Genomic DNA, 13,022 nt, shown 5'->3' on the forward strand with positions numbered 1-13,022 from the left:
GTGTATTATCAGCAAGATTATTTTTAAATGCAGAAGAGAAAACCTGATCAATTAATTACTGAGATAAAAGCTTTGGTAACAGAAGCCCGGAATTTTGTTGCCACCAATATTAATACGCAGTTATTATATACTTATTGGCAAATTGGAAATTTACTAGTGCGTAGAGAGCGCAGTGACAAAATGAATGAAGCCTCGTTAAGTCCGTTTATTTTAGAAATGTCAAAGCATTTAAGCATTGAATTAGGCAAAGGATTTTCACGTTCTAACCTGTTTGCAATGCGGAGTTTTTACTTACACTTTGCTTTAGATAGCAAAGCATTTAAGAATGTCCTGACAGTGTCAGGACAGAAAATTTCTGCCTCAAAAAAAGCTGTCCTGACAGTGTCTGGACGAAGCAAAAAAATGAGCCTTAAGGTATCACCTTTGCTTAGCTGGTCGCATTATTACGAATTGTTAAAATGCGGTACCGAATTGGAAATCAGTTTTTATCAACAAACAGCTATAAAAGAAAACTGGTCTGTAAGGGAATTACGAAGGCAGATAGATACTGCATTATTTGAAAGAATAGCATTAAGCAAAAACGCAAAAGAAGTTTTACATCTTGCAAAAAATGGCAAAGCTATTAAGCAGAATACCGACTTAATTAAGAGCCCGTACATACTTGAGTTTTTAAACATACCGGAGAACTATAAGGTAAGCGAACGCTTCCTGGAACAAAAAATAATTGATAACCTGCAGCATTTTATTTTAGAATTAGGCAAAGGGTTTGCTTTTATTGGCAGACAATATCGTGTTACGCTAAACAATAAACACTACTATATTGACCTGGTATTTTATCACCGTATATTAAAATGTTTTGTACTCATTGATTTAAAAGTAAAAGATCTTAAGCATCAGGATGTGGGGCAAATGAATCTTTATTTAAATTATTTTGAAACAGAACAAAATGTTGAAGGAGACAATCCCCCGATAGGAATCATTCTCACAAAACAAAAAGATGATATTACCGTTGAATATGCTTTAAGAGGTATCAGTAATAAAATTTTTGTATCAAAATACCAATTGTATTTGCCAGAGAAAAAAATGTTACAAAAAAAATTAAAGGAATTATTATAAATCTTCTCCAATTATGAAATTACTATTCAATCTTCTTTTTTGTATTGCAATGGTGATACAAACAAAAGCACAGGAAACCAAACTCTACAACCCTGCTGCCGACGCAGAAAAAGATATTGCTGCGGCCATTAAAAAAGCCAAAGCCGAAAATAAATATGTTTTATTGCAGGGCGGTGGCAACTGGTGCAGCTGGTGTATTGAGTTTGCCAGGTTTTGTAAAGCCGATCAAAAAATTGATTCTGTTATCAATGCTTCCTATGTATGGTATCATTTTAACTGGAGCAAAGAAAATGAAAACAAAAAACTGTTTGCTAAATATGGATACCCTCAACGTTTCGGCTTTCCGGTATTCATTATTTTAGATGGTGAGGGCAAACGTATTCACACACAAAACAGTGAGTATTTGGAAGATGGCAAAAAAAGTTACGACAAAAATAAAGTGCAGGCTTTTTTAGAAATGTGGAGCCCGAATGCGGTGAATCCGAAGATGTATGGCGACTAAAACCGATTTCGGATTTTAGGTTTATCAATTCTCTGGCCACTAAAGGCAATCTGAAATCTGCAATTAAAATAAACAACAGCATTTTGAGAGTCCTATTTTTTTTAGCTTCCTTTTTTTGTTCCACTTCTATAAGGGCGCAGAATTTTTTACTTGCTAATGAAGTCAATGTATTTTCATTTAAAACAAAAACAGGCAAACAGGTAGTAATTGCTAAAGATACTGCTAATGCTTACCTTGTATACAGGTATGGTTCTGCTGCTAAAATAGAATTTGAATTCCCATACAATAGTAAAACAAGCTGGAAAAATTTTAAATACTCCTACTATTTGAGAGGCGGAGGTTTAGCAAACGAAGCAATGGATCTCGATTATCTATATTTCGATAATAACAACTTCCGTTATGTTGTGTACAATACTTATTTTGCAAGAGGCAACAGTTTTAAAACAGGTATCAAAATAATTGATCTAAAAACAAATAAAACAACCAATATTGCTGGTAATAATAAAAGTAAAAAAGGCACTTTGAGTGATTTCAGGAATAACAATTTACTTGAGATCACTGATGAACTTTTTGATTGATCATTTATAAAGTTTACACTTAAAATTATGGGTGATAATAACAGCATTTTTTTTCAACTGATCAATAACCGGTTTAAGTTCAACCTGTTTTTATTATCAAAATTACCCAGCGCATTTTTTTGCGGTGTACGGGTACAATATGCCGACGAAAATAAATGTGTTGCCACAGTTCCATTTAAATGGCTGAGCCAAAACCCTTTTAAGAGTACTTATTTTGCCTGCCTGAGCATGGCCGCAGAAATGACCACCGGTGTTTTGGGCCTGGCACATATTTATAAACGCCATCCTGCAGTAAGCATGTTAGTGGTAAATATCAGCGGCAGTTTTTTTAAAAAAGCAACAGGCAAAACTACTTTTACCTGTACCGATGGCCTTTTAATAAAACAAACCATTGAAGATGCTATTACAGGCGGGCAAGGTAAAACTGTAACCGCAAAAAGTACCGGCACCAATGCCGATGGAGAGGTGGTAGCTGAATTTTTAATTACCTGGAGTTTTAAAGCGAAGCACCTGAAATAGCAGTGTGCAAAATTAAAGCCGTTAGGGGCACAGTTCGAACACCGACTTGTTTTAAACAATAAGAGGTTCGTTAAAACGAACCTCTTATAAAAATAATATGCCCGGCTTTAGTTATTGCCTCTTACCGGGTATGGTGGCCTGGCAGGTGTAACCTGCGGATTTTTTTCCAGTTCTTTTAAGGCCACTTCAATTGCTTTTTGTAATTGCGGGTCATTACCTTTTATTACTTCAGAAGGAGTTTGCTCCACTTCAACATCCGGAGCCACACCAACATTCTCTACAATAAAACCATCTTTTGTCCAGATGGCCACATTAGGTGCTGTTACCGAACCGCCATCAATAAATTCAGGAAATCCTAAAATACCTACAAGGCCACCCCATGTGCGTTTACCCACTAAAGTACCTACTTTAAACTTCCTGAACATCCAGGGCAACATATCACCCCCTGAACCTGCAGTTTCATCAATCAACATTACTTTAGGCCCCTGTATAGATGCACTTGGTGTTTTAAGGTCTTTACCATACCGCATATTCCAGTAAGCCTGTTGCGGATTTAATAATAAATTGATGTAATAGTCTGCAAGGCTGCCGCCCCCATTAAACCTTTCGTCTACAATGATGGCTTTTCTGTTAGCCTGCGGATAAAAATATCTTTTAAAATAATCATGCCCCAGTTCGGCAGTATTGGGTACATACACATACGCTACCTGCCCGTTGGTGGCTTCAGTTACTTTTTTCAAATTACCCTCTACCCAGTCACGGTTACGCAGAGCCGATTCACTTTCCACCGGAACTACTTTTACCGTTCTGGATGCAGCGCCATCGGCATTGCTGCTGATTGTAAGCTCTGTTATTTTGCCCGCGGTATTTTCAAAATAACGATAGAGGTCTTCAGAAGCAGTAATATCGTTACCATTTACAGCTATGATGTAATCGCCTGCTTTTACATTTACACCAGGTTCGGTTAAAGGCGATTTTAAATTGGGGTTCCAGTTTAATCCGCCATATATTTTTTTGATTTGATAACGGTTATTGTTTACAGTATAATCTGCACCCAGTAAACCGCCGCTCACTCTTTGTGGTGTGTACATCTGGTCTCCCGGGTTTGAAATACGGTGGTGACCAACCCCCAGCTCGCTGCACATCCATTGTATCAAAAGATTGAGATCGCTCCTGCATGTCAGGTCGGGTAAAAAAACTTCATACTTCTTTTTAACTGCGGCCCAGTTAGCTCCATGCATGCCGGGGTCGTAAAAATAATCCCTGTTTACACGCCATGCTTCTTCAAAAATATTTTTCCATTCAGTTGCAGGGTCAATTTTAATCAGGATAGCACCTGTATTAATATTGCCTTTGCCAGGTGCCGGTTTACTGCCTGCATCTGTTACCACCCAACTGTTACCAATGCTATACAACATTCTTTTACCGTCTGCAGAAAGTATATATCCATCCATTGCAGTAATCTCGGCATCCTTCCGTGCTTTTAAATCGTATTTATGTAACATGCCACTACCCTGGCCTCCGGCAGGATATACAACATAATATAATTCGCCTTCCTTTCCTGCACCCAATTGCCCGTAATTATCAGCGGCAATGGGCAGATCAACGATCCTGTTTTCAATACCATCCCAGTCAATACGCAGCTGGTCATCTTTTTTATCAGTTGCTGCTGTTTTTTTATCCGCTGGTTTTACCGCCGCTGCAGTATCGGGTTTTACAGTTTCTTCGTCATTTTCTTTTGCAAAAGGAGAAATGGTTTCTTTTTGCAGGGTAACCAGGTAAATGGAATTGGTAGAGCGCATATCAGCATTCGACTGATCGAACCAATTGATAACCGGCCCTGCATCAGTGGATGCAAAAAAGTAAAGGTACTTGCCGCTTTTATCAAACTTAGGGTCTGATGCATCACTTAAGCCATCTGTTAGCGCAAATGATTTTTTCTGTTCTATGGAGTAAAGGTACACCCGTTTGAATTGCGTTTCGGTTATTTTAGTGTAGGCGATCCATTTAGAATCGGATGACCAGCTGCCATTCATGTAACGGAACGGGCCGGGTGTATATAATTCATCGGCATCTATTTTTATTATGGTTGCTGATGCTATATCCAACACATAAAAATTTCTGCCATTATCGGTAAAATTTATTTTTTTACTGTCGGGAGCCCATTCGGGATAGGCATAAAATCCTGTACCGGTAAGCTTAAAAACTTTTGCTTCGCCTTTTCCATCCTGTGGTTTTAAATACAACTGGTATTCGCCGCCTGCATCAGAAAAGTAGGCGATCGTTTTTCCATCAGGCGACCATGAAGGATATTTTTCATGCGCCCCGGGGGTTTGTGTAATATTCCTGTAATCTCCTTTTTCTGCAGGCGCAGTAATAATTTCACCACGACTATCAAAAACTACTCTTGCACCTGTGGGAGAAATATCTCCGCCACGGATATAATCGCCACCTTTTACAAAGCGGCCTCTCAGTTCCAGTAAATCTGCTGCAATACCAATTTTTAATTTTGTTGCAGTAGCCCCGTTTATTGTATAGGTATTTAAATAGCCGGCCTGCTCAAAAACAATATTACCATTTGCGGCGCTGGCATTCAGCACCGGAAAATCTTTATACCTGGTCAACTGGTCAATTTTTTTTGTAGCCGTATTGTAGGCAAATAAATTAAATTCTCCATTTCGGTCGCTTCTGAAATATACGGTATTACCAACCCACATCGGGCTTACATCATTGCATCCTTCGGCGGGTTGCGGAATTTTTACAACACTTTTATCAGCAAAAGAAAAAATATGTATAACCGATATTGTACCGCCCCTGTAATGTTTCCATTGCCTGAATGCATCGCTTAAAGGTGTATAGGCCATTTGTTTTCCATCGGGCGAATAGGTTGCCCAGTATGCGTTGGGTATTTCTAACTGTGTAGCCATGCCACCCGTAACGGCAACTGTAAATAATTGAGCATAGCGGCCGGTAAATACATTTCTTTGCGACGCAAAGAGTACAGCTTTTCCATCAGGTGTAAACCCTCTTACAATATCCGGTGAAGGATGCCAGGTAAGGCGTTTAGGCACACCGCCTTCTACCGGTATTATAAATACATCTGTATTGCCATCGTACTGTGCGCTAAACGCAATTGCTTTTCCATCGGGAGAAAATACGGGGCTCGATTCAACACCCCGGTCGATTGTTAACCTCCTGGGTTGCGATCCGTCGGCCCTGGCTACCCATAGATCTTCTGCATAAATAAAGGCAATATTATTTGCGCTTGCAGCAGGTTGAGAAAGCATCCTGGTATCGGTGTTATCAATTGCAAAAACCGGTGTGATAAAACCCGAAATACAGAACAGCATAAAGCAATAGAATTGTTTACAGCGTTGCATAGTTTTTGGTTAAGTGTGAGGAAAATCAGGATTATAATATTAGAGACAAAAAATGAGAATCCAAAATTTGATTTAGCGTACACAGGTTATTTGACTGGTGCAGCAATGTGTTACTTTACCCGGTGTAATATTTAACAAAAGCTTCCGCTATCAGAATAGCTGCTTCTCTCCCTATATTTACCTAAATTGCACCCTCAAAGTTCAATAGCCCCATCGTTGTAGTAATAAAACAAAATGGTGGCAGTTAAAAACACAAGTACCGGAATAAAATTCCGGTGTACTATGAACCATTAACCACTTTTTATGCAAAAAGAAGAACTACGTAAGCAACAGGCCTTAGAATATCATGCCAAAGGCAGGCCCGGTAAAATAGAAGTAATACCTACCAAAGAAGCCAAAACACAAAGAGATCTTTCCTTAGCCTACTCTCCCGGCGTTGCAGCACCTTGCATGGAAATATTCGCCAATCCTGAAGATGTGTATAAATACACCGCTAAAGGAAATTTAGTAGGTGTTATCAGTAACGGTACTGCGGTTTTAGGATTAGGTAATATTGGCCCCGAAGCCGGTAAACCCGTAATGGAAGGGAAGGGTGTACTCTTTAAAATATTTGCCGACATTGATGTTTTTGATATCGAGATCAATGAAACGGACCCGGAAAAATTTGTACAGATCGTTCAGGCACTGGAACCCACTTTTGGTGGTATTAACCTGGAAGATATTAAAGCTCCTGAGTGTTTTTATATTGAACAGGAGTTGAAAAAACGTTGTAAGATACCGATCATGCATGATGACCAGCATGGTACGGCCATCATATCTGCGGCTGCATTATTGAATGCCGTGGAGTTACAAAAAAAGAAGCTCAGTAAAGTAAAGATCGTAGTGAATGGTGCCGGAGCCGCTGCTATATCCTGTATGAAGTTGTATATCAGCCTGGGTGCCAGCAGGGAAAATATAAGTGTTTACGACAGTAAAGGATTGATACATGCGGGGCGCAACGATCTTGATGACATTAAAAAAGAATTCATCTCTGCATCCAAAGCTTATATGCTGGAAGAAGGCATGAGAGATGCAGATGTATTTATTGGCTTAAGTAAAGGCAATGTGGTTACCGCAGAAATGGTGAAATCGATGGCCAAAAACCCGATCATTTTTGCCATGGCCAATCCCGATCCGGAAATTACTTACGAAGCGGCTACTGATGCCCGTAAGGATGTGATCATGGCTACAGGAAGAAGTGATTATCCTAACCAGGTCAACAATGTATTAGGTTTCCCTTATATTTTCAGAGGGGCTTTGGACGTAAGGGCCACTACCATTAATGAAGCCATGAAACTGGCTGCAGTAAAAGCTTTGGCAGAACTGGCCAAAACACCGGTACCCGATATTGTAAACATGGCTTACAACGAAAAGACAATCACCTTTGGCCCTGACTATATTATTCCAAAACCGGTGGACCCAAGATTATTAGCCACCGTTGCACCGGCTGTGGCTAAAGCCGCAATGGAGAGTGGCGTGGCAAAAAACCCTATTACCGATTGGGATGCTTATGAATTACAACTCAATCAAAGATTGGGATTAGATAATCAGCTGAGCCGTGTTATTGGCAATAAAGCAAGAAAAGATCCGAAGAGAGTGGTGTTTGCAGATGCAGAAAACTTAAAGATATTAAAAGTAGCACAGCTGGCACAGGAAGAAGGTGTGGCCTACCCTATTTTATTGGGCGATGAGCAACGCATTTTAAAACTGGCAGAAGATAATGGTATTGACCTGGAAGGCATGCCCATCATCAATCCTAAAGCCGATGACCAGGAAGAGTTACGTAAAAAAATGGGTGACCAGTTTTTTGCCAAACGCCAGCGCCGTGGTGTAAATAGGTATGAGGCTTATAAAGCAATGAAGGACCGCAATTATTTTGGTTGCATGCTGGTAGAAACCGGTGAAGCAGATTGTATGATCAGTGGCTTAAGCAGAAATTATCCTGATACCATTAAACCGGCATTGCAGGTAATTGGTACCGAAGAAGGCGTGAAAAAGATCGCAGGCATGTACATCATGTTCACCAAGCGTGGGCCTTTGTTTTTAGCGGATACCACTATCAATTTTAATCCTACTGCCGAAGAACTGGCAGAGATCACCTTGTTAGTAGCTAAGGAAGTAAAACAATTCAATATTAAACCACGTATTGCCATGCTCTCCTACTCTAACTTTGGCAGCAGCGAAGGCGAGGAAGCTAAACTGGTTCGCAGGGCAAGAGAAATTGTAAAACAAAAAGATCCGGAGCTGGTATGCGATGGTGAAGTACAGGGCATCATGGCTTTTAATAAAGAAATTTTAAAAGAGAATTATCCCTTCAGTGAATTAGTAAACGGAGAAACCAATACGCTCATCTTCCCTAATCTTGCGGCAGGCAATATTGCCTATAATTTATTGCAGGAAGTTGGCGGTGCTGATTCAATAGGACCTGTTTTATTAGGTTTAAATAAACCGGTGCATGTATTGCAATTAGGGAGTTCTATCCGTTCTATATTCAATATGGTATTAATTGCCGTGGTAGATGCACAGCTGAAATGCAAGACCAATACCCGGGAAGAAGTTAAAAAAAGTAAATGGTGGAAAAAGTTCCGTAAAACCAGCCACGATTTATAATTTCGGATTTCGGATTTTAGATTTTAGATTTGCCTGCAATAGCTGCAGTCGGGTCAAAATCTAAAATCCCCAATTGCCAATAAAACTAAATGACTTTTTTCACCCACTTCGGCCGTTACCTGTTAATGTTAAAGGGCATGTTCAGCAAGCCCGAGAACATGAAGATGTACTGGAAAGAATTTATGCACCAATGCGTTGAAATAGGCATTGGCGCTTTAGGCATTGTGGTGATCATCTCTGTGTTTATGGGTGCGGTAAGTGCGGTACAAACTGCCTACCAATTGGTGAGTCCCATCATTCCCAAATCAACTATTGCACAAATTGTAAGGGATACGGTGATTTTAGAATTTGCTCCTACACTGGTATGTATTGTACTGGCAGGTGTAATAGGCAGCAAGATTGCCAGCGAACTGGGCAATATGAGGGTGAGTGAACAAATTGATGCATTAGAAATAATGGGTATCAATACAAGGGCTTACCTGATCATGCCAAAAATTGTGGCCGCTTTAATCACTATTCCTTTATTGGTAATCCTGGCCATGGCCTTAGGTATCTGGGGCGGAAGATTAGCAGGCACAGCATCTGGTATTTTATCTACTGATACCTACGACAGGGGACTGATTGAAAATTTTATGCCTTTTAACGTTCGTTTTGCCATGTACAAAGCCGTTACGTTTGCGTTTATCATCAGCAGCATTCCTGCATATTATGGCTACTATGTAAAAGGTGGCGCTTTGGAAATTGGAAGAAGCAGTACAAAGAGTGTGGTAGTGAGTTGTATTATGATCTTATTTGCCGATTATATTTTGGCAGCGATTTTCCTGTAGCACCCTTAAAGAAAAGCTTCAAGGTCCGTGCACTTAAGCTCTTCTGTTTTTTTTAACGCTTATAAAATCTTTTGCTACTCCCTTGAAGCAATTCCCCTTGAAGCTTTTACCTTTACTCCTTCTTCCCTTGCAGCTTTTTCCCTTATCTTAGCTTTTTAAATTAAACGGAGTACAATAACCAGGCTTCGCCCTTGAAGCTACTCCCCTTGAAGCCTCTTATGATTGAATTTAAAAACATAAAAAAATCTTTTGGTGATAAAGTAGTACTTGATGATGTGAGTCATGTAATGCAAACGGGCATGTGCAACCTTATTATTGGCACCAGTGGTAGCGGGAAAACAGTTTTACAAAAATGCCTGGTAGGTTTATTTGACCCCGATGAAGGTGAAATTATTTATGATGGCGTAAGTTTCACTGATATGACGGAAGAGAACCGCAAAGAATTGCGCCAGCAGATAGGCATGCTTTTCCAGGGCAGTGCTTTGTTTGACAGTATGACCGTTGAGCAGAACGTGATGTTTCCGCTGGATATGTTTTCTAACCTGGGCCACCACGATAAACAAAAAAGAGTAGACGAGGTTTTAGCCAAGGTAAACCTGATAGATGCCAATAAAAAATACCCAGCAGAGATCAGTGGTGGCATGAAAAAACGTGTGGGCATTGCACGGGCTATTGTGCTCAATCCAAAATATTTATTCTGCGATGAGCCTAACTCCGGCCTCGATCCTCAAACCAGTATGGTGATTGATAAACTGATCTACGAGATCACCAAGGAGTTTAACATGACCACCGTTATCAATACCCATGATATGAACAGTGTAATGGAAATTGGTGAAAATATTTTATACATGTACCAGGGCCAAAAAGAATGGAGTGGCAATAACAAGGAAATTATTTTTTCTAAAAGCGAACGCCTTAACAGTTTCATTTTTGCATCCGAATTTTTACAGGATGCAAAAGATATGCGTATGCTGGAAGCTAAAGGAAAGATTGATAACAACAGGAATATGGATGACCTGTTGAAGTAATTTTTCATACTGCTGCTGTGGGCTTATTTTTCTAACTTCAATAATTTATGGCTTATTCACCAGCATCGTATCAAATGTATTCCAGAACATCGTATCATTTCTTATCACGCCAAATTCCGGAAGTTTTTTTGCATAGCCACTATAATTAGATTCTTTTATTGTCATTGTATCCCCTTTTCTATTGTACTTGCCGTAATACACTGTCATTATTGACCCGCCATATTCGATCAATTTTAAATTATGGTACGCCCTGAATTCAAAAGTCATCCTGTTACTTGCACCGGGTAGGTTGGAAACTTTTATCAAAGTGGTTGTATTTTCTATAAATGCTCTTTTAGCAACCGCATAAAAAATAACCGCACAAAATAACAAAGCAATACAGGTAACAGAAAACTCCAACAGTTTTTTATGCTTTCTGTAATTATTCCATTCTGTAAAAAATGTAATAATACCTGTACTAAGCAAACAAAGTGTACTCAAATACTTTAAAAAAGACATAAACCCGATCTCGTTGCCCCCAAACTCTGATATAATACCCATAACACCAAAACATATGATCAGCAGTAAAAGAAGTATGCGGATAAAAATTTTCATGTGTACAATTGAGCGATTAAATATACATAAGTTCTACTCCATATTTCTGTTTCAATAAAAGCCGAATCAGGGATATACCTTTCAACCGGAGCCAAAAGCTTTCGTGGCCAATACAGCCCCATCAGCGTTTAATTACCCGTCTCCAAAATATCCCTTTCTATAATAACCCATCTGTCCTATCTTTGCGCCGCACCTGCCTGCCGGCAGGCAGGTTTTTAAATTATTAACATAAAATTCTTCATCGAACCATGTCAGTTCTCGTTAACAAAAGTTCCAAAATAATTGTACAGGGTTTTACCGGTACAGAAGGTACATTTCATGCCACACAAATGATTGAATACGGCACCGATTTAGTGGGTGGCGTTACACCCGGTAAAGGCGGCACCACTCATCTTGATAAGCCTGTTTTTAATACAGTAGCGGATGCGGTAAAAACCACCGGCGCTGATGTAAGCATCATTTTTGTACCACCGGCTTTTGCTGCCGATGCTATTATGGAAGCTGCTGACGCCGGAATTGCACTGGTAGTGTGTATTACAGAAGGTATCCCGGTACAGGATATGGTAAAAGTGAAGAATTATTTATTGGGTAAAACCACCCGTTTAATAGGGCCAAACTGCCCGGGGGTGATCACTGCCGAAGAATGTAAAGTGGGTATTATGCCGGGCTTTATCTTTAAAAAAGGAAGGATCGGTATTGTGTCAAAATCGGGTACTTTAACTTACGAAGCGGCCGACCAGGTGGCCAAAGCAGGTTTGGGCATTTCTACAGCTATTGGTATTGGCGGCGATCCCATTATTGGTACTACTACCAAAGAAGCAGTGGAATTGTTTATGAATGACCCTGAAACCGATGCAATTGTAATGATCGGTGAAATTGGTGGTGGTATGGAAGCTGAAGCAGCTGAGTACATTAAAAGTACCGGTAATAAAAAACCTGTAGTTGGTTTCATCGCAGGCCAGACTGCCCCGGCAGGCCGCCGTATGGGCCATGCAGGTGCTATTGTTGGTGGAGCTGATGATACTGCTGCTGCTAAAATGAAAATTATGGCTGCATGTGGCATTCATGTGGCTGCAAGCCCTGCAGATATTGGTAAAACAATGGCTGAAGCTTTAAAAAAATAATTACGACATTGTTTGTGAGACTGGGCTTGAGCCAGTCTTACTGAATTCATAAATAACAAGAGCCCCGAAAATTTCCGGGGCTTTGTTTTTGTATGCAGAATCCAAAGGAGTCTTAGTGGCGCCATCCGTCATGGTCATTATCATGCCTTCTGTCATCATCTCTTCTCCTGTCATCACGGCCATAACCATTATTCTGATAGCCTTGTTTCTCGGTAATGTTTACCTGCCCGTAATTGTTGATGTTTAAAGCGGTTTCAACACCAGGTTTAAAGAACAATACAGAACTGTACATTACTTTTTGTTTTTGTTTACCCCAGAAGCTGCTCCTGTATTCGTATACAGTAACGGTATGTCGGCCAGGGCTCATGGCACCTACAGCAATACTGTTATCACGTCTTGTGTTACGATAATTGTCATTCAACTGGTATTGCATGTTATCAATCATTACTGTAAAACGTTTTTCAGTAAAAGCATTAATAACTAAGGAGCTGCTATTATAACTGTTGTTACGGTTATCATATTGTGGTCCCCTGTCGTTACCGCCCCGCCATTGAGCAAAGCCGGATGAGAAAATGGCCATTACGGCTAAAAATGTAAAAATCTTTTTCATTGTAGTAAAATTTAAAAGTGAAAAATACAATTCGCAGTTTTATTTTTTTACTGCTTACTATTGAATATTCAAACGTTGTGCCGCATGACAAACAA

General features: G+C 39.9%; 11 protein-coding genes. 8 read left to right on the forward strand and 3 right to left on the reverse strand.

Translation table 11 applies throughout. The features are described 5' to 3' along the window. Positions 1-27 precede the first annotated feature (27 nt). The 4 genes from ACYVM0_RS15610 (at position 28) to ACYVM0_RS15625 (ending at position 2,715) form a co-directional block, all read left to right on the forward strand. On the forward strand, positions 28-1,116 hold the full coding sequence (locus tag ACYVM0_RS15610; RefSeq protein WP_460558327.1) for a PDDEXK nuclease domain-containing protein: 1,089 nt from the start codon (positions 28-30) through the stop codon (positions 1,114-1,116). A 13-nt stretch (positions 1,117-1,129) separates the two neighbouring features. Next, positions 1,130-1,618 carry a thioredoxin family protein gene (locus tag ACYVM0_RS15615; RefSeq protein WP_460558328.1) on the forward strand — a complete coding sequence of 163 codons (489 nt, stop codon included), beginning with the start codon at positions 1,130-1,132 and terminating at the stop codon, positions 1,616-1,618. A gap of 83 nt (positions 1,619-1,701) precedes the next feature. Further along, positions 1,702-2,196 (forward strand): hypothetical protein, encoded by a 495-nt coding sequence (locus ACYVM0_RS15620; protein ID WP_460558330.1) that lies wholly within the window; start codon positions 1,702-1,704, stop codon positions 2,194-2,196. Positions 2,197-2,223: 27 nt separating this feature from the next. Further along, complete coding sequence (locus tag ACYVM0_RS15625; protein ID WP_460558331.1) at positions 2,224-2,715, forward strand: PaaI family thioesterase; 492 nt, start codon at positions 2,224-2,226, stop codon at positions 2,713-2,715. A 107-nt stretch (positions 2,716-2,822) separates the two neighbouring features. Here the strand turns inward: ACYVM0_RS15625 and ACYVM0_RS15630 are convergent, their stop codons facing one another. Then, positions 2,823-6,095: a S41 family peptidase gene (locus ACYVM0_RS15630; protein WP_460558333.1), complete on the reverse strand. Its 3,273-nt coding sequence runs from the start codon at positions 6,093-6,095 to the stop codon at positions 2,823-2,825. Between the two features lie 303 nt (positions 6,096-6,398). Between ACYVM0_RS15630 and ACYVM0_RS15635 the strand changes: the two genes are divergently transcribed. The 3 genes from ACYVM0_RS15635 (at position 6,399) to ACYVM0_RS15645 (ending at position 10,599) form a co-directional block, all read left to right on the forward strand. Continuing rightward, a complete protein-coding gene (locus ACYVM0_RS15635; RefSeq protein WP_460558335.1) occupies positions 6,399-8,744 on the forward strand; it encodes an NADP-dependent malic enzyme in 2,346 nt (781 codons plus the stop codon). Between the two features lie 89 nt (positions 8,745-8,833). Continuing rightward, positions 8,834-9,571: an MlaE family ABC transporter permease gene (locus tag ACYVM0_RS15640; RefSeq protein ID WP_460558336.1), complete on the forward strand. Its 738-nt coding sequence runs from the start codon at positions 8,834-8,836 to the stop codon at positions 9,569-9,571. Between the two features lie 218 nt (positions 9,572-9,789). Further along, positions 9,790-10,599 (forward strand): ABC transporter ATP-binding protein, encoded by an 810-nt coding sequence (locus ACYVM0_RS15645; protein WP_460558338.1) that lies wholly within the window; start codon positions 9,790-9,792, stop codon positions 10,597-10,599. A gap of 45 nt (positions 10,600-10,644) precedes the next feature. On the opposite strand, the gene ACYVM0_RS15650 is transcribed toward ACYVM0_RS15645, so the two are convergent. Further along, positions 10,645-11,193: a hypothetical protein gene (locus tag ACYVM0_RS15650; protein ID WP_460558339.1), complete on the reverse strand. Its 549-nt coding sequence runs from the start codon at positions 11,191-11,193 to the stop codon at positions 10,645-10,647. Between the two features lie 248 nt (positions 11,194-11,441). Here ACYVM0_RS15650 and sucD point away from each other — a divergent pair, with 248 nt between their 5' ends. Further along, positions 11,442-12,317 carry a succinate--CoA ligase subunit alpha gene (sucD, locus tag ACYVM0_RS15655; protein ID WP_460558341.1) on the forward strand — a complete coding sequence of 292 codons (876 nt, stop codon included), beginning with the start codon at positions 11,442-11,444 and terminating at the stop codon, positions 12,315-12,317. Between the two features lie 112 nt (positions 12,318-12,429). Here sucD and ACYVM0_RS15660 read toward each other — a convergent pair whose 3' ends face one another. Next, entirely contained in the window at positions 12,430-12,927 is a 498-nt protein-coding gene (locus ACYVM0_RS15660) for a hypothetical protein (RefSeq protein ID WP_460558343.1), read from the reverse strand. Positions 12,928-13,022: the final 95 nt, after the last annotated feature.

This window comes from Ferruginibacter profundus, from assembly GCF_054783275.1.

Coding starts and splice junctions, on each gene's coding strand:
- ACYVM0_RS15660 (WP_460558343.1), bottom strand. CDS start 12,927: ATGAAAAAGATTTTTACATTTTTAGCCGTAATGGCCATTTTCTCATCC.
- ACYVM0_RS15650 (WP_460558339.1), bottom strand. CDS start 11,193: ATGAAAATTTTTATCCGCATACTTCTTTTACTGCTGATCATATGTTTT.
- sucD (WP_460558341.1), top strand. CDS start 11,442: ATGTCAGTTCTCGTTAACAAAAGTTCCAAAATAATTGTACAGGGTTTT.
- ACYVM0_RS15615 (WP_460558328.1), top strand. CDS start 1,130: ATGAAATTACTATTCAATCTTCTTTTTTGTATTGCAATGGTGATACAA.
- ACYVM0_RS15625 (WP_460558331.1), top strand. CDS start 2,224: ATGGGTGATAATAACAGCATTTTTTTTCAACTGATCAATAACCGGTTT.
- ACYVM0_RS15635 (WP_460558335.1), top strand. CDS start 6,399: ATGCAAAAAGAAGAACTACGTAAGCAACAGGCCTTAGAATATCATGCC.
- ACYVM0_RS15645 (WP_460558338.1), top strand. CDS start 9,790: ATGATTGAATTTAAAAACATAAAAAAATCTTTTGGTGATAAAGTAGTA.
- ACYVM0_RS15630 (WP_460558333.1), bottom strand. CDS start 6,095: ATGCAACGCTGTAAACAATTCTATTGCTTTATGCTGTTCTGTATTTCG.
- ACYVM0_RS15610 (WP_460558327.1), top strand. CDS start 28: ATGCAGAAGAGAAAACCTGATCAATTAATTACTGAGATAAAAGCTTTG.
- ACYVM0_RS15640 (WP_460558336.1), top strand. CDS start 8,834: ATGACTTTTTTCACCCACTTCGGCCGTTACCTGTTAATGTTAAAGGGC.